The sequence below is a fragment of the Salsuginibacillus halophilus genome (assembly GCF_003014715.1).
GTDB classification, from domain to species: domain Bacteria; phylum Bacillota; class Bacilli; order Bacillales; family Marinococcaceae; genus Salsuginibacillus; species Salsuginibacillus halophilus.
This window is the reverse complement of the sequence record NZ_PYAV01000008.1, coordinates 119,338-142,747: the sequence shown is the minus strand read 5'-3', so window position 1 is coordinate 142,747 and position 23,410 is coordinate 119,338. Positions and strand designations below refer to the sequence as shown.

23 protein-coding genes are annotated in these 23,410 nt (G+C 45.6%); 5 read left to right on the top strand and 18 right to left on the bottom strand.

Annotated features, from left to right (window positions below; genetic code table 11):
* Positions 1-218 precede the first annotated feature (218 nt).
* Positions 219-524 carry a PepSY domain-containing protein gene (locus tag B0H94_RS09425; protein ID WP_106589005.1) on the top strand — a complete coding sequence of 102 codons (306 nt, stop codon included), beginning with the start codon at positions 219-221 and terminating at the stop codon, positions 522-524.
* A 44-nt stretch (positions 525-568) separates the two neighbouring features.
* On the opposite strand, the gene B0H94_RS09420 is transcribed toward B0H94_RS09425, so the two are convergent.
* The 7 genes from B0H94_RS09420 to B0H94_RS09390 form a co-directional block, all read right to left on the bottom strand.
* On the bottom strand, positions 569-1,414 hold the full coding sequence (locus B0H94_RS09420; RefSeq protein ID WP_106589004.1) for a YtnP family quorum-quenching lactonase: 846 nt from the start codon (positions 1,412-1,414) through the stop codon (positions 569-571).
* Between the two features lie 773 nt (positions 1,415-2,187).
* Complete coding sequence (gene trmB, locus B0H94_RS09415; protein WP_106589003.1) at positions 2,188-2,829, bottom strand: tRNA (guanosine(46)-N7)-methyltransferase TrmB; 642 nt, start codon at positions 2,827-2,829, stop codon at positions 2,188-2,190.
* Between the two features lie 70 nt (positions 2,830-2,899).
* Positions 2,900-4,315: a glycoside hydrolase family 32 protein gene (locus tag B0H94_RS09410; protein WP_245893949.1), complete on the bottom strand. Its 1,416-nt coding sequence runs from the start codon at positions 4,313-4,315 to the stop codon at positions 2,900-2,902.
* A complete protein-coding gene (locus B0H94_RS09405; RefSeq protein WP_106589002.1) occupies positions 4,312-5,271 on the bottom strand; it encodes an aminoimidazole riboside kinase in 960 nt (319 codons plus the stop codon). Before B0H94_RS09405 ends, B0H94_RS09410 begins: the two co-directional genes overlap by 4 nt.
* A gap of 11 nt (positions 5,272-5,282) precedes the next feature.
* Positions 5,283-6,719 carry a sucrose-specific PTS transporter subunit IIBC gene (locus B0H94_RS09400; RefSeq protein WP_106589001.1) on the bottom strand — a complete coding sequence of 479 codons (1,437 nt, stop codon included), beginning with the start codon at positions 6,717-6,719 and terminating at the stop codon, positions 5,283-5,285.
* Positions 6,720-6,951: 232 nt separating this feature from the next.
* Positions 6,952-7,797: a PRD domain-containing protein gene (locus B0H94_RS09395; protein ID WP_106589053.1), complete on the bottom strand. Its 846-nt coding sequence runs from the start codon at positions 7,795-7,797 to the stop codon at positions 6,952-6,954.
* Between the two features lie 167 nt (positions 7,798-7,964).
* Positions 7,965-8,768: a phosphotransferase family protein gene (locus B0H94_RS09390; RefSeq protein ID WP_245893947.1), complete on the bottom strand. Its 804-nt coding sequence runs from the start codon at positions 8,766-8,768 to the stop codon at positions 7,965-7,967.
* A gap of 489 nt (positions 8,769-9,257) precedes the next feature.
* Between B0H94_RS09390 and purU the strand changes: the two genes are divergently transcribed.
* Complete coding sequence (purU, locus tag B0H94_RS09385) at positions 9,258-10,127, top strand: formyltetrahydrofolate deformylase (RefSeq protein WP_106588999.1); 870 nt, start codon at positions 9,258-9,260, stop codon at positions 10,125-10,127.
* Here purU and B0H94_RS09380 read toward each other — a convergent pair.
* The 5 genes from B0H94_RS09380 to B0H94_RS09360 are packed head-to-tail and all read right to left on the bottom strand — an operon-like array spanning position 10,120 to position 13,372.
* Entirely contained in the window at positions 10,120-11,058 is a 939-nt protein-coding gene (locus B0H94_RS09380; protein ID WP_106588998.1) for a nuclease-related domain-containing protein, read from the bottom strand. The two genes, purU and B0H94_RS09380, sit on opposite strands and share 8 nt — an antisense overlap.
* 29 nt (positions 11,059-11,087) lie before the next feature.
* Positions 11,088-11,777, bottom strand: a complete 690-nt coding sequence (locus B0H94_RS09375) for an LrgB family protein (RefSeq protein WP_106588997.1) — start codon at positions 11,775-11,777, stop codon at positions 11,088-11,090.
* On the bottom strand, positions 11,774-12,145 hold the full coding sequence (locus B0H94_RS09370) for a CidA/LrgA family protein (RefSeq protein WP_106588996.1): 372 nt from the start codon (positions 12,143-12,145) through the stop codon (positions 11,774-11,776). Before B0H94_RS09370 ends, B0H94_RS09375 begins: the two co-directional genes overlap by 4 nt.
* Entirely contained in the window at positions 12,142-12,717 is a 576-nt protein-coding gene (gene thpR / locus B0H94_RS09365; RefSeq protein ID WP_106588995.1) for an RNA 2',3'-cyclic phosphodiesterase, read from the bottom strand. Before thpR ends, B0H94_RS09370 begins: the two co-directional genes overlap by 4 nt.
* Position 12,718: 1 nt before the next feature.
* Positions 12,719-13,372, bottom strand: a complete 654-nt coding sequence (locus B0H94_RS09360) for an HAD family hydrolase (protein ID WP_106588994.1) — start codon at positions 13,370-13,372, stop codon at positions 12,719-12,721.
* A gap of 147 nt (positions 13,373-13,519) precedes the next feature.
* Between B0H94_RS09360 and cysK the strand changes: the two genes are divergently transcribed.
* Complete coding sequence (gene cysK, locus B0H94_RS09355; protein WP_106588993.1) at positions 13,520-14,455, top strand: cysteine synthase A; 936 nt, start codon at positions 13,520-13,522, stop codon at positions 14,453-14,455.
* A gap of 636 nt (positions 14,456-15,091) precedes the next feature.
* Here cysK and B0H94_RS09350 read toward each other — a convergent pair.
* Positions 15,092-16,492 (bottom strand): Sapep family Mn(2+)-dependent dipeptidase, encoded by a 1,401-nt coding sequence (locus B0H94_RS09350; protein WP_181315339.1) that lies wholly within the window; start codon positions 16,490-16,492, stop codon positions 15,092-15,094.
* 227 nt (positions 16,493-16,719) lie between these two features.
* Here B0H94_RS09350 and B0H94_RS09345 point away from each other — a divergent pair, with 227 nt between their 5' ends.
* Positions 16,720-16,941 (top strand): DeoR family transcriptional regulator, encoded by a 222-nt coding sequence (locus B0H94_RS09345; RefSeq protein WP_106588991.1) that lies wholly within the window; start codon positions 16,720-16,722, stop codon positions 16,939-16,941.
* 68 nt (positions 16,942-17,009) lie between these two features.
* On the opposite strand, the gene B0H94_RS09340 is transcribed toward B0H94_RS09345, so the two are convergent.
* The 5 genes from B0H94_RS09340 to B0H94_RS09320 form a co-directional block, all read right to left on the bottom strand.
* Complete coding sequence (locus B0H94_RS09340; protein ID WP_106588990.1) at positions 17,010-17,735, bottom strand: pseudouridine synthase; 726 nt, start codon at positions 17,733-17,735, stop codon at positions 17,010-17,012.
* Positions 17,725-18,399, bottom strand: coding sequence for a hypothetical protein (locus B0H94_RS09335; protein WP_106588989.1), 675 nt, complete (start codon positions 18,397-18,399; stop codon positions 17,725-17,727). Before B0H94_RS09335 ends, B0H94_RS09340 begins: the two co-directional genes overlap by 11 nt.
* A 13-nt stretch (positions 18,400-18,412) precedes the next feature.
* A complete protein-coding gene (gene ftsW / locus B0H94_RS09330; RefSeq protein ID WP_106588988.1) occupies positions 18,413-19,588 on the bottom strand; it encodes a putative lipid II flippase FtsW in 1,176 nt (391 codons plus the stop codon).
* Positions 19,589-19,692: 104 nt separating this feature from the next.
* Positions 19,693-21,321: a putative polysaccharide biosynthesis protein gene (locus B0H94_RS09325; protein WP_106588987.1), complete on the bottom strand. Its 1,629-nt coding sequence runs from the start codon at positions 21,319-21,321 to the stop codon at positions 19,693-19,695.
* Between the two features lie 191 nt (positions 21,322-21,512).
* A complete protein-coding gene (locus B0H94_RS09320) occupies positions 21,513-21,914 on the bottom strand; it encodes a secondary thiamine-phosphate synthase enzyme YjbQ (protein ID WP_106588986.1) in 402 nt (133 codons plus the stop codon).
* 139 nt (positions 21,915-22,053) lie between these two features.
* On the opposite strand from B0H94_RS09320, the gene B0H94_RS09315 reads away from it, so the two are divergent.
* Complete coding sequence (locus tag B0H94_RS09315) at positions 22,054-23,331, top strand: BaiN/RdsA family NAD(P)/FAD-dependent oxidoreductase (protein WP_106588985.1); 1,278 nt, start codon at positions 22,054-22,056, stop codon at positions 23,329-23,331.
* Positions 23,332-23,410: the final 79 nt, after the last annotated feature.

The window sequence follows — 23,410 nt, the reverse complement described above, 5'->3', positions numbered from 1 at the left end:
TTCCGTGAAATTTTTCTCAAAACTATTGTATCGAATGGACTGAATTTTTGCTATAAAAATTACAGGATGATTATTCATGCTGCTTGAAAACATATATTCCGTGACCCTTCATGGAAAGCTTAAGCCTTTCGCATAGTGTTTCAATTCTTTTGTTGGCGTCAATGGAACAAATCGGATATACTAATATTATGAGATGCCAAGAAAGGGTGGTTTCGCGAATGAGACTGAAAGACGTATTAATTGGTGCTGGCCTTGGCTTTGTTGCCGGCTATGCATTGAAAGAAGCGCTAGAAACGCAGCCTGTATCCCCTGAAAAAGCATTAAAGCACGTGAAAGAGAATGTGCAGGAAACCTTGCCGATTAACGGCTCCTGGATTCACATGAAACCGGAAACGTACGAAAAAGACGACTTAGCTTATGAAGTTTACAAAGGCGGCATCTCCAGTACACTTGATGGCGAAACAAAGCAGTTTGATTTCGTTGTAGATGCTCAAACTGGGACTATTCTAGAAATGAGTTCTTAATGACAAAAGCCCGGTCTGTTACTTAAACAGACCGGGCTTTTATTTTAGTCTGTGTTACGTTCTACGCTTTCAACAATTTCATTTTCTTCGTTCCACTTAACTGCTCGATATTTGTAATCGTGATAAAACGTGTACCACGCATTTTCCTTGCGGCCGTGTGCAAACCAAGTCTCTTTGCCGGCAATTGAATCGAGCGGATAATCATCATAAGCCATGACCCACAATTCCGGACTGTGTGCATGCGTCGGCATTAAATCCGCCATGTGCAAAAGCGTTTCCCCGCCATTTTCCATCTTAATGATCGAGTGCCCGGTGCTATGCCCGCCGGTCATGATCATTTTTAAACCTGGAATAACTTCAAGCTCTTGATGAAAAGGCTCCACTTTGTCTTCGATCGCTTTCCAATTTTGCTGCCAGTACGTGTTTTGCGAGCGGATATTTGGCGTTTTCATCTCCTCCCACTCCACATCAGACGTATGTATGACTGCATTTGGAAAAGTTGGCTCCTCACCATGATCAGTATTTTTGATTAATCCTGTGCCGTGATCAAAATGTAAATGCGTCATTAATACAGCATCTATATCTTCAGGCTGTAATCCAAGTGCCTCAAGATCCTGTTCCACCTTTGATTCTTCGTGTACTCCGTAATTACGGAGTTGTTTTTCAGTTAACCGGCCGCTGCCGATCCCGCCTTCAATTAAAAAGTTTTTCCCATCAGCCTGTACTAAGATCGGATCTGTCCGCAGTTCAATTTGATTTTTCTCATTAACCGGATATTTTTTGCTCCAAAGCGGCTTAGGTACCACCCCGAACATTGCACCACCATCAAGATGGGTCACCCCGCCGTTCAACCACGTTAATGTCCAGTCCCCTAGCTTTAATTGTTCCATTCGTTTGTCACCCTCCATCCATACATTGCTAGTTTCAGTGTATCGTATGGATCTCGAAAAAGAAAGCGCTTGCTTGAACGAGCGTTCAAACTGTCGACAAAGTACAAAACCTAACATTCATGGACAGATTATTGCTCCGAGCTCCGCATCCTGCCGTATTAAGAAGATAAAAACGGGATATTGAACGTAACCTTCACTTCAGACGGACGCTTTCCCGAGGGCTTGGCTTCAGCTAACTTGTTCGAATGGTTCATTCGAACAAGTGGATCTTCAGCCTGCGCTTGATCCTCTGGGAGTCGCCGTCTTTCGTTTCAGTCACTTGTCCATTTACGGATCATCATTGTTTGTTTTATCGTTCATAAAGCGTCGTTATGAACTTGATTTATGTAGATATTGCTTAATCAAAAGGATCTCTAAAATTCATGACCATCAAATGACGCTAGGCTGACGAGCATCGGCGGCGACGCCTACGCAGAACAACGAGCCGAAAATCCCGCAGGCAGTGACTTTCTGCCGAGAAAGTTGAACCGGCACAAGAGGCTAAGAAGACACGGTGAAATCAAGCTTTAGCACAGATCAAGCCGAAGTCGCACTTGTGCCCTCCGGGTGCAGTCGTCCGCTGAAAAGCGATGTCAGCCTTAGCTTTTTCAAGGGTTTGTCTACACGCTGAAGCGCTTGCTTGAACGGGCACTCATTTTACTGTTGTTAATTATTAAAAAATCCGCTGCGGCTTTTTGTGCCCGCAGCGGATTTTTTATGATTACTTATTATGATTACTTATATTGATATGCTTCGAGCCGGTAAATCGGCCAGCCGTTAGCAGCAAACTTTTCTTCGTATTCGGTATGGATATTGTCCGCTTCCCATTCACTCTCATGGAGATTAAGGCTGATATTTTTAAGCTTCCAGCCGTTTTCGGAAAATGATCCGAGCGAATACTCAAAGTACTGCTGGTTATCTGTCTTTAAATGAACTTCACCGGCAGCTTTTAACACTTGGTCATACTTGGTCAAATAATCCTTATAGCTTAACCGCCGTTTCTCGTGCCTTTTTTTCGGCCATGGGTCTGTAAAATTCATATACAACCGGTCAACTTCACCTGGCGCAAACATTTCCTCAAGCTCGTCTACCTGCCCATGGATCAGCGTCACATTGGAAAGCTCTTTTTCTACGACCCGCTCCACAGCTGTTACAATAATACTTTCCACCTGCTCAACCCCGACAAAATGGAGCTCTGGATGCTTTGCAGCCATCTCTGTTACGAATCGGCCCTTACCCGTTCCTACTTCAACGTGAAGCTGTGCACCACCCGTTTTTTCATGCCAGCTTCCTTTCAGCATTTGCGGCTGATCAGTTACGACTTCCGGGTGGGCTTGGATATATTGTGATGCCCATGGTTTCCGACGTACTCTCATGCTCAAATTCCCCTTTTACGATGGACTGTCGCGTACTGTCTATGATTGTACAAGAATACGCCGGTGCTGACTACTCGTCTAATGCAGCAAAAGGGTATAAGGTGAGTTGATTACCAGCTTTTCCTTCATAACGAAACGCCCGGTGATTAGGAAAAATTCGGGCAGTCATAACTTTTTCACCGTTGTTTATAAACAGCTCAATGGAAGAGGCATCTACAAATCCTTGCAGTTTCTCCATTGTTGATATTTCTGCGACTCGTTTCTCTTCTTCACCTGTTTCCCAATTGGTTCGCGTACATATTAAGCGTCGTTTCACTGGATCCCACTCAAGCAATGCGCCGTCGCCGAACATTAACGACCATCTGCTATCTTGCTTAGGCTCAAATTCAAATTCATAGGCAGAGCCTGCATGAATCTCTAAACCTTCGCCCGTCGTTACGAAATGCTGCTGATCTTGGCGCAGTTTCTTCAACTCTTCGGCCGGCTGCTGATAAATCCGGCCGCCACTGTACGTTAGTACCCGCGGCAAGGTTAAGCAGTGCACCCAGCCGTTTGTGACTGTCGGCTGGCTCTTTTCATACTGTTCAGGTACACCCATCCAGCCGAACATTAAACGGCGGCCATAACGATCTGTAAACGTTTGGGGAGCGTAAAATTCAAAACCCTCATCAAGTTCGTGAAACGCTCCGTGATGAAGTCGGCCCGTTGTTTGATCCCATGTGCCGGCCACATAACCTGCCTGAAAAACATTTTGATACTTTGTCCCATCAGCTTCCAACCCTTGAGGGGAAAAGAGAAGTACGTCCGTATCATTTAACGAGAATAAATCCGGGCATTCCCACATATAGCCGAACGCACCGAGCGATTCTGTTCCGCTCTCGGAGACTTCACCTAACTGCTCAAAGCTCCGACCGTCTGTTGAAGTAAATACTGGGGCCCGGCCTGTCTCTTGTTCATTTTGTGCACCGATTACCATATAAAATGTCTCATCCTCGAGCCATACTTTCGGATCCCGAAAATGCGGCGTGTATCCGTCAGGAAGGTTAAGAACAGGACCTTCTTTATGAAATGTACGTCCATCTGCGGATACAGCTAAGCATTGATACGTAAATCGTTCATTGTTTTCACCCTTAACATTACCGGTATAATACAGCCAGAGTTCATCACCGACGACCACTGCACTGCCGGAGTAACAGCCGTTTTTTTCATACCATTCTGAAGGGACGAGTGCCGGCTCATGCCACTGCCAGTGTACAAGGTCCGTTGACGTCATGTGCGCCCAAAACTTTGCTCCGTGAGCTGTTTCGAAAGGGTTCCACTGATAAAAAACGTGATATTCGCCTTGAAACTCAATTAAACCGTTCGGATCATTTAATAATCCCACCGGCGGCTGAATATGAAAATGTTGGCGGTAGTCGTCAGTAGCGGCAGATTGAAGCGCCCTTTCGGCTTGATTGCGCAGCTCTTGTTCACGTGCACTCATCATGAGCGTTCCTCCTGCCGGTCTTCTAATTGCTGAATTGTTGGCAGCGCGGTCATCGCACCTTTTGTTGCTGCAGCCATACCTCCAGATAAACTTGCGGTGCGAGCGGCTTCCGCCCAGTCGTCGGCTGTCATCGCAGTTGGCCCGCCAGGATGTTCATGAGCTTTATACAATAGGGCAGAAACAAAAGCATCGCCGGCGCCTGTCGTATCCACAGCTTCTACCATTTCAGCTGAAACGGTACGATGTTCATGTTTTGTAAAGACTTCACTGCCTGCTGCCCCTTTTGTAACAACAAGCACATCCCAGCTGTAATCTTTCAGCTTAGCGACACCAGCGGAAATCTCAGCTTCCCCGGTTAGAAATTCGACTTCTTCTTCTGAAACTTTTACAAGATGCGCCTCATTTAACGTTTGTAAAATTCGTTCGCGGCACTCTTCTTCACTTTCCCACAGGCCGAGACGGACATTTGGGTCAAAAGAAATAAACAATCCATTTGCCTTGGCACGCTCAATGGCGTGTGTTGTCGCTCGGCGTGCTTCTGGATGAATCATTGAAATCGAGCCGAAGTGAAGCACCCGATGCGAGGTAAACAACGACTCTTGAAGATCTTCTGGATTTAAGAGCTGGTCGGCACTCGGGTTAATGTAAAATTCAAAGCTCCGCTCCCCATCTTCACCAAGTGTGACAAAAACAATTGCCGTTTTCGCCTCGTTTGTCAACACGATTTCATTGGTGTTGACACCAAAGGCCTTCAGCGTATCTTTTAAATAGCGGCCAAGTACATCATCGCCGAGCTTGCCGGCAAATGTTGAGGCAAGGCCGAGCCGAGCGAGGCCGACAGCAACGTTTGCCGGCGCACCTCCCGGACACTTTTGAAACATTTCATCTTGTTCATCTAGTGGGATAAAGTCAATCAGCGCTTCCCCTAACGAAATGACGCCCTGCTTTTGCACAATGCTTCCCCCTTTTAGCTTTTTGCTTCCTCTTCGGTATTTTGCTCATTCCCTTTGCCCTGCTCAATTTCATCTGGATCATCTGTAATGCCAAGAATATACGTCATCACAAACGCAGTAATAACCGCGAGCGCAAAACCAATACCGTAATGAACATAATTCATTATACTTTCAGGATCTACAATGGCAAACATCGGAAGTCCAGTGATGCCAATACCGACGGTCGTTACATTCATGAATACAACGTAAGCGCCGCCGACAGCACCACCGATGGCAGCTGCAATAAATGGACGACGATATTTTAAGTTCACCCCGAAAATGACCGGTTCAGTAATACCGAGAAAGGATGAAATTGAAGCAGGTACAGCAACTTCTTTCGTTTTCTTACTTCGAGTTAAAAACAGCACAGCTAAGCCGGCGCCGCCTTGAGCAACGTTTGCCATCGACCAGATCGGCAGCAGATAGTTAATACCTTCAGTTGCAAGCAGGTTCGCTTCAATCGCATGGAAACTGTGGTGCACACCTGTGATAACAATGGTTGAATACAAACCGCCGAAGACAATACCAGCAAGCGCACCGCCGTAATCATAAAGGAAATTTAATGTAACGGTTAACCCTTCTCCAATGATATTTCCGATTGGACCCATCACCATTAAAGCAACAAAGCCTGTCAGGATAATTGTTACAAATGGAACAACGAGCAAACTTACAGCATTTGGAACAATTTTGTGAAGCCGCTTTTCAATCATCGCCATAATCCACGTTGCAAGTAAAATCGGAATGACAGTCCCTTGATAACCGAGCATTTCCACTTCAAAGCCTAGTACAGTGACAACATCCGGCTGGGCATCAGGGTCATCAAGTCCCCATGGATTCATAAGTTCCGGGTGAATCATAATCCCGCCGATGACCGCACCTAAGTACTGATTACCGCCGAATTCTTTTGCTGCGCTCACCCCGATTAAGATCGGAAGAAAGATAAAGGCAGCACTTGAGAACATATCAAGCATTTGATAAAGCCCTGCATCGGTGCCCATCAAATCAAACGCATCAACTAGACTGAGCAATCCCATCAAAAGACCCGTTGCTACAATTGCAGGAATAATCGGCACAAAGATGTTCGATAGCGTTTTTGCAAAACGTGCCACCGGATTCATGTTTTTGCGAGCCGCTTCCTTATGATCCGCAGACTCAAGCTGTTCAGCACCAATTTCGTCCGCAAAATAGCGGTACACTTTGTTCACATCACCGGTCCCGAGAATGACTTGATACTGACCTGAGCTTGCAAATGCACCCTTTACCCCATCTAGCTTTTCAATAGCAGATTTATCTGCCTTCTCATCATCATGGAGCACAAGGCGAAGTCGTGTTGCACAATGGGTTGCACTGACAACATTCTCTTTTCCTCCGACAAGTTCGACGAGCTGCTTTCCTACCTTTGCATGATCCATCAGCTGTTCCTCCTTCATATTTAATCTCCGCCTGTTTATCCAGGCTTATACCATGGAGACTGTTGAAAAAGTACACAAAAAAAGACCTAAAGAAACATAGAGGTCTCCCCTCACATGTTCTTTAGGTCTTGCCTGCGTGCCAGTCACAATCCCCGATTTATAATTTTCGATATCATTATATATAAAGTAAACGCTTTCGTCAATTCAATTCTTCAATCTTTATAACAAACTTTTATGTGGTTGATGTGGTTGCATTTTTATCAATGATCCGCTGAATGTGTAGTGCAATGTATCCTTTTTCTTCTTCCGGAAATGAAAGCTGGTAAGAAGAAGCCATAAAATCAGCCACTTCAGACGCGCATTGAAACGCGGTTTGATATTTTGTTTGAATCAGCTCAAGCATATCAGGATCCATGCCATGCAGCGCTTCACCTTGACGGAGACGATTTAATGCGAAATTTAAATGTGTAAGCAGGCGCTGATGAGAAATATCATCCTGCTGCACCTTAACCTTTGTCCAACCTTCAATAAGACGAATCATTTCATCCACCTGCTCGGCATGATGTAGCGTATCCTCCATCGAACGGCTGTCGGTTTTCGCTGTATGAATGTGCAGCGCAATATGAGCCGCTTCGTCCTCAGGCACATTCACCTCAAAATCATTTGTCATTTCCTTAGCCGCCCAAAGACCAATTTGAAATTCTTCAGGGTACAACACTTTAATTTGACTAAGCAGCCGGTTTTTTATAGGATATCCGGCCTCCAAGCGATCAAGTGCAAAGGAGATGTGATCGGCAAGCGCAATATGCAGGTGATCGTCTAAGGGAGCAGCAAGTTCCCCTTCGGCATAACTAATCACCTTTTCCGCAAAGTCGATCCGGTCTTCAGGCAGCGTTGAAAGGAGCTGCTGGAAACGTTCATTTTCATCTTGAAGCAAAAAGATTTTTTCAACCTTGCTTTCCGGAACAATATCATGCTTTGATTTTTGAAAAGCAATGCCGGGCCCCATCACGATTTTTTCCTGGCCAAATTCCTTAACTACGACAGCGTTATTATTTAACACTTTAAATATCCGCAAGCCATCCAAACCTCCCCTCCACTGTTTTTCTTAAAATAGACCATTTTCATACTTAAAAATCAAGCTTTATGCGCCGAGCCCAGCGCATAAAAAGCCGCCGAGCGACATCCCGGCGGCTCCTTCTTGCTTATTGGCTTTTAATCATACAAATGATTCGTCGCTTGCAATTACTCCCCCGGTGGGAAAAATAAATTTTCATTTAACAACCGCTTTAAATCATCCGTCCAGGAACCAGCTTCGGTCATTTCACCCCTGTTAAAATGCCAAATGATCGCACTCACCGTTTGGGATACAACGTGCCAGTGCATTCGCTTTAAAAGGCCCGCATCAAGCACTGTACCATATTCAGTAAGCCAGTTGTTCCATTCGCTGCGGGGAATATAACCGTACAATAATAAGCCAAGATCTAAAGCAGGGTCTGCAACTGTTGCGCCATCCCAATCAATTAAATACAAATGATCACTTTCGCTAAGCATCCAATTATTATGATTGATATCGCTGTGACAGACGACCATTCGTGGCGGAATAACTTCATCGCGCTTGGCTGACAAATAACGGATTGCTTCGTGTAAAAGCGGATGTGTCACCCCTGCACGGGCGAGCTGATCCTGCAGGTCCTCCACAATCCAACCCGGGGTAAGCGGCTGATTACCAATCCGCTTAAACATATCTAAAAGTTCGCTTGAAGAATGAATCTTGCTTAACAGCTGCGCAACATCGGGCCGTCCCATTTCATAGGACTTTAATTCACGTCCAGGCACCCAACGCTGAGCCGTTACCACATCACCGTTTTCTAGACGCTTCGTCCAAAGCAGCTTCGGAACAATACCTTCCGCTGAAAGTACAGCAAGAAACGGTGAGGAATTACGTTTTAAAAAGACTTTATGATTTCCGGCATGTGCGATATAGGCTTCGCCTGTGGCTCCGCCTGCCGGCTCCACATTCCAGCCTTCTCCCATTAGCAATTCCAATAGCTTCACCCTCGTTTGCGTAAGATGGTTCGAATAATTCATGGCGTTATCCTTTTACGATGAAATAAGTGGAGAAAGCTCCATATGAACAGCAAGCAGAGCCTTCCATGAGGCAGGCTCTGCTTTTCGTTGTTCGTTCAGCCGTCGCTTTGTACAACTGAACATGTCTATAGTTGGCAAGTATAATCTGTCATTTTACATTTCTCTAATACGTCTGCACTTTGTCGTATCTTTTTAAGTGAATCGATATATATCGTATCAAAGTTTGACAGACCCCGTCAATAAAGGACAGCGCTTTTTAACCTTTTCAACACTTGACCGACTAATTCACAACTGAAGTCACGAGTGTGCGTCAGCACAAGCACCAAAAAAAGGGCTTTCTCACATCATGAGCTGATTATAGCTGAGCATTTCAATTTTTAACCATTTTTTTTCGCATGAAGACATGATATATTATACTGCTGAAACGACAGCAAGGAGGAACAAATCATGAGTGAAGCGATACATCAAGAACGGGCCCGCCTATTAATTTCCTGCCCGGACCGTCCGGGCATTGTCCGTGCGGTATCTACATTTTTGCATCAAGAAGAGGCAAATATTGTTCAATCCGATCAATACAGCACCGATCCTAAAGGCGGCATGTTTTTCATGCGGGTGGTATTTGACTTTCCAAGCGAACAAAAGATTGAAGCACTCCGCACAGCATTCGAACAAGTTGGCGTTCAGTTTGGAATGCACTGGCGGATGACGTTAGCTGCTGAAAAAAAGCGGATGGCGATATTTGTTTCAAAAGAAGACCACTGCCTTCTTGAGCTGTTATGGCGGCACAAAAACGGTGAGTTGAACGTTGACATTCCCGTGGTCGTAAGTAATCATGAAAGCTTAAGATCCACAGTGGAAAGTTATGGCTTGTCCTTTTACCACATCCCCGTTCAAAAAGAACGTAAGCGAGAAGCTGAACAGCAGGCTGTTGAAGTGCTGCACGCACACAATGTGGACGTAGTTGTGTTAGCCCGCTACATGCAGATTTTATCACCTGAATTTGTCGAAAGTTTTCCAAACCAGATCATTAATATTCACCATTCTTTTCTCCCTGCTTTTATTGGGGCAAACCCGTATAAAAAAGCATTTGAGCGCGGTGTGAAATTGATTGGTGCAACCGCCCATTACGTGACTGACGACCTTGATGAAGGACCGATCATCGAACAGGATGTACTTCGGGTCAATCACCGGCACAGTGCAGAAGACCTCCGTGTGGCCGGACGTAATGTCGAAAAAATTTCACTTGCCCGGGCTGTTGAATGGCACGTTGATGACAAAGTTCTCGTCTTTGGAAATAAAACGGTCGTATTTAACTAAGGCGGTCATCATCCGGCAGCCACTCACCACGTAACCGAGAAGTTGTTTCTGCGTGCTCTAAAAGCAGTTTCGCAGTCTTTAACTGCACACTTTTTACAGGTGATGGCTGCCGCTTCATTTTTTCAAGCCAGGCTTGGTAGTTCCGTTCGTCAACAACCGATGCCGAAGCCCCGAGCGGGCCGGCGTCTACATAACTATTTGGGGCGACCACAATACGCTTCACTGGCATTTGTACGCCGGTTTTATCAAGTAAATCTTGCACAACTGTCTCCATCCGGTTTAATGAAAGCAACGGACTGACCCGCTTTTTCTGCTCATCTTTTCTTCGTTCGGTCCAAAAACGGCCCGAACCTCCTTCATAGACACTACCTTCACCACCAGCTAAAACAACGATCGCATACACTTCCACTGGACTAATTAAAATGATGTCCATATCTACAGCTGTCCGCGCTGTCTGCAAAGTTGGATAATATAAAAGAAAGTAATTATCAGGCAGCTTCCAGAGCCATTCAAACAATAACGGATCAAACCGGTATTTCACATCCACCTCAGACACTTCACGCATTGAGGAGCTGGCCCACTTTAACTGCGAATGAAACAAATCTTGACGGTACGTCTCAATCAACGTTTCATAAGACATATCCTTAAACTGCTGGTTCAGCGGCAGGGTTTCTGTCACCTCTTCTTTAGGAGATGAGCGGCTATAAAATTGACGAAGACGATCCCAAGTTCCCCGGATAATTCCGCCTGACTGTTCAGGAAACCAGCTCTCTTGACCCTCTTCTCCTAGGTTTGCGTGATTCGCCCGATGCCAAGTTTGTTCAAGTTGACGCCAGCGCTCTGCTTTTAATCGGATAAACCGGCTCGGGTAATGATAAACATCTATTTCATAACGAGATACATAGTCTTGAAGCTTGATTAACTGCGCCATAAACTCTCTCCTCTTCTTCAACCTGGCCCTTATGGGAGCCAGTCGATAAGTCCCGGAATCAACAGCGCCATCACTGCAGCACTAACTGTCATCGCAATCGTTCCGGCAGCACCTGCTTCTTCATTGTCTTCCAATGCTTTTGCAGTGCCAATCGCATGTGAAGCTGCACCAAGTGCTAAGCCTTGACTGAATGGGTCAATCACACCGATCCTCCTAAGCAGTGATTGGCCAATCACTGCTCCACCAATGCCGGCAACCATAACAAACAGTGCCGCAACTGAACTGCTTCCACCGATTAATTCGGAAACTTCAGCCGCTACAGGCGTCGTCACTGACTTTGGCACAACTGAATAATATAAATAATTTTCCACTCCTAACATGCGTGCGCCGTAAAAACCTGTAAATGCACCACTTGCCGCCCCAAGCGCAATCCCTGCAGCAAAAGGGCGAAACAATGCAATAATACGTGCTTTTTGACGATAGAGCGGATAAGCTAGTGCGACCACTGCCGGTCCGAGAAAGTGATCCAGCCATGCACCACCGTTCATGTAAAACGTATACGTTAAGTCTGTTATCGAAATCAAAATGACGATGACTGCTGTACTTGTAAGCACAGGCAGTAACAATGGATGCCGCCCGCTTTTGAAATATAAAAATCGACTGGCAATGTAAATACAAATCGTCGCACAAACGATGATCAAACTATAAACGAACATCATACTGTTCCTGCCTTTTTACGCATCCACTGAGTCACCCCGCCGGCTATAATAAGTACAATACACGTACTAATAAAAACGACACCTACAAGTAGTAGCCCTGGTAATGGAAACAACCCGAAGTGCTCTACGACACCTGCTGTAACCGGGATAAATAACAGAGGCATATGCTTGAGCAAAAACTCAACACCTTCTGCAATCCACGCAGGCTGAAGAATTTGAAATTGAAATAAAAGGAACAACAATACAAATCCAATAATACTTCCGGGCACCGGAAGCTGAAGCATTTCCTGCAACCAACTTCCGAGGCGGTAAATGACATAAATAACCGTTAAATGAAGGGCGATTTTAAAGCTCCCTTTGAACTTCATGAATCATAGCCCCCATGCAATTGAAAGGCTTCCACCTGTTCATACATCGGCGCTTTTTTCGGATGAACTTTAAACAATGAAAATTGATCCACCGAAAAATGCAAATCTTCTGCCTTTCGTTCAGCCAAGCTGAGTTTATACGCTACCGGTTGATCATTATTTTTTTTTGCTAAAGTCACATGAGGGGTGAATGACCGTTTTTCTTTTGTAAAACCTCTCTTGCTTAATATATCGTCTACAAACTGTTGAAGTTGACTAAGCGCTTCATCAGCTTGCACACTGTACCAAAGAACGCGCGGTGCATGAGCCGGACCAAACGTGTGGATACCTTGAAGCCGGACTTGAAAAGGCACAGTCGCTTGTGCAGCTTCTTTGAGAACATCAATCAACCCATCTTCATTCATGACACCCCGAATCGAGCCGAGAAACTTTAACGTAATATGATAATCATTCACATGAACCCAGTGCTTAAACGGCGCATGAGGACGAAGTGCTTCTGCATCTTTTTTTAACTGCTCTCTTACTTGTAACGGGGGTTGAACAGCGACAAAATAATGGGATTGTTCTACCATACTACACCTCTTTTCGAGCAGTCATTTGAATCAATTCAGTTAAGTGATCAATGGTGTGAGCCGTTTCCACACCATTGGTTTCTAAGTCAGAGGCACAATAAGATACAAACGGAACACCTGCTTCATTTGCTGCCTTCCCGTCAATCCAAGAGTCTCCAACCATGACCCAGGCTGACGGCTCAATATGCGGATAAGCCTCAAGTACAGCTTCGATGCCTGATGCGGCCGGCTTTAAAGCATTCATGTCGTCGCGGCCGATAACAAAATCAATATAAGGTGCCAGCTGGGTGGTATCAAGTGCCTTACGGGCGGATGCACTTGCATTATTTGTGACAACAGTCATCGGAACTTTTCCTTTTAATGCAGAAACAGTTTCAAGCGCCCCTGGCTCTGCCACCGCCTCCTTCATGCCTTCAGCCTCACAACGGGCAACCCAGCTGAACATTTTTTCAACGAGTCCGCTGAAACCTTCGTTGATTTCATAGCTTCTAGCGAGTTCAATCAACGAAGCCGGCGGGGGCGCCTCTCCGTATGCCGCCGGTACATGAATCTTTGCTTCTTTTAAGATCCGAAAACACCCGGCACGCATCTCAGCAAAGTTTAAATTTGACGCGACAAGGGTTTGATCCATATCAAACATTACCCCTTGATACATTTAACAACGCCTCCTCTTCTATTCCATTTACGTTCGAGTTTTTCATCTTGTATGATAATCATAGTTAAATGATAGGGTTAATGCACTTATATGTGGTAAACTATGAACAGTTGAACCATAAATCATAAACAAAGGATGTGACGATTCATGCGCGTAGCAAATAATATGTCTGAACTCGTTGGCAACACCCCCCTCGTACGCTTAAACAAACTTGCGCCTGAAGGCGGTGCTGATGTTTATTTAAAGCTTGAGTTCCAAAACCCAAGCGGCAGCGTAAAAGACCGTGCTGCGTCAAACATGATTGAACAAGCTGAAGCTCGCGGTGATTTGCACCCGGATTCTGTCATTATCGAACCTACTTCCGGTAACACAGGGATCGGCTTGGCTATGAACGCTGCGGCCAAAGGATACCGTACCATTTTAACCATGCCGGACACGATGAGCCAGGAGCGGATTAACCTGTTGAAAGCTTATGGTGCTGAAGTTGTTCTCACGCCAGGCGAAAAGAAAATGCCAGGTGCGATTGATAAAGCTCACGAACTGACAAAAGAAATTGACGGCGGATTCATGCCGATGCAGTTTGAAAACCCGGATAATCCGGATGCTCACCGTGAAACAACAGCCACGGAAATCATTGAAGCCATGAAAGAAATCAACAAGCCTCTTGGTGCATTCGTAGCCGCTTCTGGTACTGGCGGAACAGTTACCGGTACAGGTGAAGCGCTTCGCAATGTGTACCCGGACTTGGCAGTACATGTCGTTGAACCACATGGCTCACCTGTGCTTTCTGGTGGAAAACCTGGTCCGCACAAACTTGTCGGGACATCGCCTGGTTTTATTCCACCAATTTTAAATCAAGATGTTTACAACCATATTTACAAAATTACAGATGAAGATGCTTACACAACTGCGCGCAATTTAGCAGCCCGTGAAGGTATTCTTGTCGGACCATCCTCAGGTGCTGCTTGCTTTGCCGCTATTGAAACAGCAAAGCAGCTATCACCAGATAAAGTCGTTGTGGCCATTGCCTGCGATACAGGCGAACGTTACCTATCAACAGACCTTTTCGAATTTGATGATTAATAAAGTTTAATAACTAATGTTCACTTTCCCTGTTCGACAGTCTGAGGCTGTCCCATAAGATATGATTTAAATGATAGGCATGGGAAATATACTCACTTTCACCAATGGCACAAATGCGACATCGACTCAGTCAGCGCTTACGCTTGATTGAATCGTGTCTGCTTTGCTGCCGGGGAACGCTTCAGCTTGCGCGTGAAAAAACCACTCATTGCGGGAGCTTCAGTTGCCCGGTTTCCTGGAGGAGCCTCGTATATTTCCTGTGCCTTTTTCTTAAATCGAATATTTATAAATCTTTTGAGACAGCTCAAGCATGTTGACAAACTTTTTAGAAAAGCGGGCGCTGACGTCGCTTTTCGGCTAGGCTTGTTCCTGGTGGCGTCGCCGCCGATGCTCGTCAGCCTTGCATCATTTGATGGTCATGAATTGTAGAGATCTTTTTGAGCAAGCGATATCTACACGAATCAGTTTCATCATGATGCTTCATGAACGATCAAGCAAACCATACACAAAAGACAAATGTAAAAGTAACCGAAACGAAAGACGGCGACTCCCAGAGGATGAAGCGCAGGCTGAAGTGAAGGTTACCTTAATTGTTCGATTTTATCCTCTTATGACGAATGATGAAATTCATTCAACTTATAAGTTCTCAGCTTGGCCCAAGCGTTGCAAGACATCTTCATACATTTTCGTACATAACAATAAATCTTTAAAATACATCCACTCATCCGCTTGATGCGCTGTATTTTCCCGATTTGGAAATAACGGTCCAAAAGCTGCCCCATCTTTTAAAACCCTGGCATAAGTTGCACCGCCAATGGCAAGAGGCGCCGGGCGCTCGCCTGTATGCCCTTCGTAGACATCTAACAGCATTTGAGCAAGCGGATGATCCGATTGAAGCGAGTGTCCCGGAAGCTCATCAAGTACACGGAGATCCATACCACGGCGCTCGGCCCAAGTGTCTAGCTGTGCACGGAGCTCGGCGAGTGGTACTTCTGCCGGTGCGCGGACAGTAGCGACGATTTTTGCCTGTTTTGTAGATGCATCATAACGCACCACCCCTGCATTTACCGTTAATACAGCATCGCTTGTCTCTTTCTGAACACCAAGCAAGCGTCCTGTTGAATCACCCCATTCAGCAAGCAGCTTTTGGACAAATGTTAACCCGGCTTGATCAAGCGGCAGCTGTTCGAGCACCTGGCCAAGCTTTACTGCTGCATGATCCCCAAGATCCGGCGCCGCCCCGTGAGCAGGCGTACCGTAAACGTCTAATCGCAGCACTGACCCGTGTGCCTCAACTTTAAATTGATCCGCAGCAAGCATATGTTCGAGCAGCTTGTATAAACGTTCGAGTTCAGCAGCATCATACATTACAAGTTCAGCTTCAGCTGCTGCAGGAACCATATTCTCACGCTCCCCACTATGCAGGGACTGTAGGAAAACAGGTGCACTCGTTTCAATGTTAAATAACGGCTGGGTAACTTCAACGTCAAGAATCCCTTTTTCTTTTGTAATAACTGGAAAGTCTGCATCCGGGACAAAGCCTGTCTTTGGTTGTGGCTCTTCTTGAAAGTAATGATCCATACATGCCCAGTGCCGTTCTTCATCAATACCTGCAATAAAGCGAAGAGGACGCTTTAACGCCACACCTTCCGTTTTGATTTGTTTTAATGCCATATACGCTGCAACTGCTGCGCCTTTATTATCGAGAACACCGCGGCCGTACAAACGCCCATCTTCTTCTGTAAGTGCAAATGGGGCTTTCGTCCATCCTGGCCCCGGGGGTACGACATCAAGATGTACAAGCACACTAGCTGCGTCCTCACCCCGCCCTTCACCAAGTTGGATGTGGCCTGCGTAACCGTCGACATTTTTCACGATCATCCCGTCTTCTTCTCCCCAGCGTAATACGCAGTTTAACGCCTCTGCCGGCCCTTTACCAAACGGGGCTTCACTTGTAGCTTCAGCATCATGATAAACACTCTCAATCGAGACCAGTTCATCAAGCTTTGTTAGAAACTCTTGTTCAAATCGCTCCACAATCATCGCCTCTTTCTCACGAAGTACATTTCTTTTGCGAATTATGAAAAAATACTATATAATAAATGCAAACAGGGTTGTTCTTTGAACTTCTCAAAAATACACTTTAGACGCAGCAATATTCATACTAACATTCGTAATCAACAAACTTGTTAAACCTCAACCAGTTTTCATACACCGCCCCCCTGTTTTGCGTTCCATTATACACTTGGTTAGGGAGTGGTTTTTTGAATACTTCAACCGACCGGATGCTCACCCGTGTCAAGTCCATTTATCTTTATATTCAAGAGAAAGGGACGGTGACAACAGAGGAACTGGTTGATGAATTCGGAATCACACAGCGGACCATTCAGCGCGATTTGAACGTGCTGGAATACAACGAATTGGTTGAGAGTCCAAACCGCGGCACTTGGGCGGTGACGACGCGAAAAGTGAAGATTTCCTCGTGATCTTAAACACGGGCGATGTTACGGCAAAAAGCTGTCCTTTTGCGAACAGGACAGCTTTTTGCCGTTTGTTATCCATTCAATTGAACCGCCTTAACCAGCTGCTCCACTTCTTCCTCCGTTAAATCTCGGTATTCACCTGGCTCTAAATCTTGCTCATCAAGTGTGATCGGGCCGAACGCCACCCGCTTTAATCTCTCTACACGGTTACTAACTGCACCAAACATCCGTCTTACTTGATGATACTTTCCTTCTATAATGGTAATATGAACCAAGTTTTTCGTTTCATTCATCACTTCAATATGAGCTGGCGCAGTGATGAACCCATCTTCAAGTGCAATACCTTGTTCAAGCTTTTGTATATCATTTTCACTCACTGGTTGGGCCAGTTCAGCCTCGTATGTTTTTGCTACCTCTTTTTTAGGGGAAGTTAGCGCATGTGCAAGCTTACCGTCTGTCATTAATAACAGCAGGCCTGTCGTATCTTTATCAAGCCGCCCAACAGGAAACGGCTCTAAGATGACATCATCAATTTCTAATAAATCGAGAACCGTTTCATGCTCCTCATCTTTTGTTGCTGTTATAACCCCTTCAGGCTTGTGCATCAATACATACAAGGTTGACTGATAAACCACTTCTTCACTCCCGGCGAACACTTCATCTTCATCCGGGGTGACTTGAAAGCCTGGATCTTTAATTTTTTCTCCATTTACAGTAACCTCACCGGTTTTTAACATCTGCTTGACTTCTTTTCTCGTTCCATAACCCATATGAGCAAGCCATTTATCAAGTCGCATCGTTATCGCTCCCCTGCTTTCGGTCCTCTTCTTCAATGATTTTTCGAGCGAAGCCACCCAGCTTGTTCTCCATATAAGCTGCAGCCACCCCCGATGGAATTGTTCGTAAAATGCCGCGGTGCAGCTCGTTAGCTACACCTTCTTCTTCTAATGTTTTTTCAAGTTGACGCATCATAAGAATGACTGCCTTCGTTACAGCCATATTTCCCTCACGGACGTCAGACTCCTCGGCTTCCACAACAACTGCCCGCTCGTTTAAAGCAGACTTAACTTCAGCTTGATACATTTGGTAAGCTGCAGGCAGTGCAAAAACGGCCTCATCTGCTTGCAGGGATGTCTCTGCGTGTCCGGCAAGCTTTAAAGGCACGACCGAAAACGGCGAAGCGATTGCGGCTGCTTCTTCAACATTACAAGCGGTTGCCATATGAAAAAACATCGTCTCTTCTGCAAAATATGGCCCGTACGTTTGAAAAAACGACTCGTAAGCCGTCGGCGGTAAGGCAAGAAATACAGTATGATGCTTAGCAAAGTCCTCCGGCCCAACATAAACGGCATTAGATGCTTCATCTACATGCTTTCGCGTTCGGTTGAACACTGGAGCAGGCTGTGTTTGAAAAACGTGAGCCATCAGCTGCCCGAGCCGACCGTAACCTACAACCAGCATTTAATCACCTTCCTCACACTTTGCGTACCGATTCTTCCGGTACTGACGCTGCCTTTTCCGGTTCACCATCATCGTAGGTTTCTTCTTCTCGACGCTCACGGGCATTTGCTTTTGATATGTTTGCCAAAATCGCAATACCTGCAATCGAAACAAGAAGCGATGAACCTCCGTAACTAACAAATGGCACAGTAATTCCTGTGATTGGTGTTAAACCTACGACAGAACTTGCATTAAATGCAAACTGCACAAACAACTGAAAAACGATGCCTAATGCAAGCAGACTTCCAAACATATTACGGCAGCGTGTGCCAATCAACAGACCGCGTACACCGACAACTAAAAAACATGCAAGCAGTAAACCGATCCCAAGCCAGCCGAGTTCTTCAGCAACAATGGCTAAAATCATATCTGTGTGCGGCTCCGGAAGGTAAGACATTTTTTGTACACTTTCCCCTAAACCTGTGCCGGTAAGCCCGCCGTGAGCAATCGCAATATAAGATTGAATTAACTGCAAGCCTTCGTTCATCTGTACAGAAAATGGATCATGAAAGGCAACAACACGGTCCATACGGTAATCTGCCAACTGGGCCACAAAAACAACAGCACCAGTACCGGCCAGACCAATTGAAATGATATGAAGCATGCGAGCACCGGATAAGAAAACAATGACACCTGAAGTTAATAAGATTGAAGCGCCAGTTCCTAAATCCGGCTGCAATAAAATGAACGTGAAAATGATAGTTACAATGCCAAGTGGCGGGGCTAATCCTGAGCCAATTTTATCAATATATGACTGTTTTTGTGAGTAAACTTGAGCTAAGTAAATGATAACAGTCAGCTTCACAAATTCTGATGGTTGTACTTGCAGCGGTCCTAGAGAAATCCACCGCTGTGCGCCGTTGATCTCTGTGCCGATCAAAATAACGAGTAAAAGCGCAATGATTGAAGCAAAGATTAACCACGGACTTAATGACTTTAGTTTACGATACGGAAATAAAAGCAGAACAATGAACACAAAGACTGCAATCCCTGCCCACATGAGCTGCCGCACCGCATAATGTGAAGGTGCTTGCCCATTTGAAATCGCCAAAGGATAGCTCGCACTATAAACCATTAAGATGCCAAACACTGTAAGCAAGGCTGCTGCTGAAATAAGCACCCAATCATAATCTTTTAAAAACCTCAGCATAACAGCCCTCCTCTAAAAACCATGAATTGGAATTGAATCTATTATACCACCAGGATGACGGCCAAAAAAGAGCCGAAAGCGGCGGTTCTTCTCGGATTGTCAACTTACGAGCGCGGCGGGCGCCGCAGAAACGCAAAACGTGAACCTAATACTTCACCAGCAGCACCTGTACGGTAGGATAAAACAAAATACAGTAGCCCCCCTGCAGCTACGCTGAAGACAAGTACGAGAAAAGCATCGCTCCAGCCGGAGAACCCGAAGAATTCAACGGCACCTTCACGTACCACCCATACAGCTGCAGCCATAGCCGCTGCCATAGATACAAACAAAATGGATCGTTTGACAAGGTGACCAAATGCATAGTCGGCAGTTTTACGCAGTGCCCAGAAATTAATCGCAATTGCTGCAACATAACCAGCAGCTGTAGCATAAACAGCACCAAGCGGACCAAACAAACCGATCCACCATACATTAAGTCCCAACTTCACAACGACTCCAATGATTAAAGCTGCAACTGCGTATTTTTGTTCATTCAACCCTTGCAGCATAGCTGCAGACACAGAAAACAAAGCAAAAAGTACAGCAACCGGGGCATAATGACGCAAGATTGTACTACCGGTACCAAGATCCTCAAAACCGTACAATGTACCAAATGCCGGAAGTGCGAGTACTGACAGGCCCACAACTGCCGGAATTGTTAAAAACAACACAATTTGAAAAGCCTGTGTCATTTGATGATGCAAATGCTCGCGGCTGCCTTCTGTATAGGCATTAGTGATCGATGGAATTAAATTGATCGACATCGCTGTTGCAAGCGCCATCGGAATTAAAATCAGCTTATGTGCAGATTGAGCGAAAACCCCGTAAGCTGTTTCTGCTTCCCCTTGGGAATAACCGCCTGCCTGGAGTAAATCGTTAAATGTGAATAAATCAACAAACTGAAACAACGGAATTGCAAGACCTACAAATGAAAGCGGCAGCGCATAAGCGATCAATTCTTTGTACATTGTTTGATAACTTAAGTTGTGCTGCACCGTACTTGCGCGCACATCGGCTAAAATCCCTTCACGCCGGCGTCGCCAGAACATCCAGAGGACTGCAGCTGATGCGAGCCCGCCAATAAATGCGCCAAATACAGCAAGTCCAACCGCCGTTCCAAGGGTCCCTTCTAATAGATATAACACTAAAAAAGCACTCGCAAGGATAAACACGATCCGTACAATTTGTTCAACGACTTGTGAAACAGCTGTCGGTCCCATAGATTGATAACCTTGAAAAAAACCACGGACGATCGACATTGCCGGAATAATCAGCAGTGCAATGCTGACCATTCGAATCGTAAAGACGACATCCGACATTTGATTACCTTCAAGTTCATCTGGGTTAGAAATGATCCAGCCGGCCATAACCGGAGCAAGTAAAAATAACGCGGCCGCAGCGACAAACCCTGTAACTGCCATGACGACAATTCCTGAACGGAATAAGCGGTAGCCGGTTTCATAGTCACCTAAAGCCCGGTACTTTGAAACAAATTTCGATACTGCCATCGGCACACCCATCGTTGCTAAACTAAGTAAAATCGTATAAGGAAGATATCCGTATGTATATAATGCCAGCCCTTGCTGTCCAACCATGGCTGTGAATGGGAAAATATAAATTAACCCGAGTGTTTTTGATATAAATGTTGCAAGGGTAAGAATTAATGTCCCCCGCAATAATGAACCATTTGCCATATTTTCAGCCCCTATGTAAACGTATGCGTCTGCATTTTATCACAATGCGTAAAACGATGTTTGTCAAATGACTGACAAACATGTTCTTCTTATACAAAAATCCGGCCGGGGGTTTGTGCATGCAAATTCAAAACAAGCACCCGCTCCCCCTGCCTTCATTTTTCATATGAACAGTTCAGCTGCCACTGATTTTACCCTTCAAGCACTTTCACGTAAAACTTACGCTCACGCGGACCGTCAAATTCACAGAAAAACACACCTTGCCACGTACCGAGTACAAGCGCACCGCTCTCTAAAATTAACGTCTGCTCTGTGCCGACCGTGCTTGCTTTTAAATGGGAGGCCGTGTTGCCTTCTGCGTGCCGGTCCTTGTCATGATGCCACGGATACACTTCATCAAGTCGGCGCAGCATATCCCGCTCTACATCCGGATCTGCATTTTCATTGACTGTAATTCCGGCAGTGGTATGTGTAGCAAATACGGTCACAAGTCCCTGCTTTGCTCCACTCTTTTGCACCGCTTCTCTTACTTGGTTTGTTACATCGATCATATCGTCACGAGCTGATGTTTGAACCGTCACTGCTGTTAACAATGTATTACCTCCTTAAACTTACTCCTTTATCTTTATACCCGTACATCCACTTCAACATGCACATGCGGTTGCCTTTAGGCTTGATGTTCACTACAATAAGCAATGCAGAAATACGAAAAGTTAGAAAGGATTTTTATATATGCGTACGTATGATGTCATTGTTGCCGGTGGCGGACCGGCCGGTTTAATGGCCGGTGTTAGTGCCGCCGAACACGGTGCAAGTGTGTTAATCGTCGATAAAGGTAAAAAGCTCGGCCGTAAGCTCGCGATTTCTGGGGGCGGGCGCTGCAATGTCACGAACCGGATGGAGCTCGACCGGTTGATTGAACACATTCCTGGTAACGGAAAGTTTATGCACAGCCCATTTTCAGTATTTCACAACGAAAATATCATATCATTTTTTGAAGAGCTCGGCGTACCACTAAAAGAGGAAGATATGGGACGGATGTTTCCGGTTAATGATAAAGCAGTGACTGTCGTGCGTACACTCTTAAATAAACTTGAAGACCTCGGTGTTGAAATGCAAACAAAAGCAGAAATTGACCATCCAGTATATGAAGACGGCCAGGTGCAAGGCCTTAAGATGAAAGACGGCCGTTTTTTTGAAGCAGGTGCGGTCATCTTAGCAACAGGAGGTAAATCAGTGCCGCACACCGGCAGTACAGGGGACGGTTATCCTTGGGCAGAAACGGCCGGTCATACGATCACGGAACTCTACCCAACCGAAGTACCGATTACTTCACCTGATGCTTTTATTCAATCAAAGGAACTGCAAGGGCTATCACTTCAAGATGTGCAGTTATCTGTTCATAAACCAAACGGCAAGCAAATTAAAGCCCACCGCGGGGATATGGTCTTCACCCATTTTGGTATATCCGGGCCGATCGTGCTTCGCTGCAGTCAATACGTCGTCAAACAACTAAAAAAACAAAATCAACCCCCTGTGGAGATGCAACTCTCGCTTTATCCCGATGACAATAAAGAAAGCTTATTTCAACAGCTCAACCGTACTTTACAGGAAAGCGGTAAACAAGCAGTAAAAAATGCGCTCAAAGCCTGGGCACCGGAACGTCTTCTGCTGCTTCTTTTAACAAAGGCAGGGATTGACCCGCAAAAATCAGCAGCGGAAGTTAACCAAGACGAGCTCCGTGCACTCGCACAGGAAATGGTGCAGTTTAAAATACACGCTGACGGCACCCTTTCTATTGAAGATGCATTTGTCACAGGCGGCGGTGTTTCAATTAAAGAAGTTCATCCAAAAACGATGGGCTCTAAAAAGACAAATGGCTTGTACTTTGCCGGCGAGCTGCTTGATATTCATGCTTACACCGGCGGCTTTAATATTACTTGTGCGTTCTCCACCGGCTACACAGCTGGGCGCGGCGCGGCGCTTGAAGTTCTAGCGAATAAAGGTTAGCTGCCTTTTTCAGCTGACTTCGCATTTCGGCTGAGGCACTGCCCAGAATAAGTGAGCAGTGAGCTGCGCGTTAATTTTC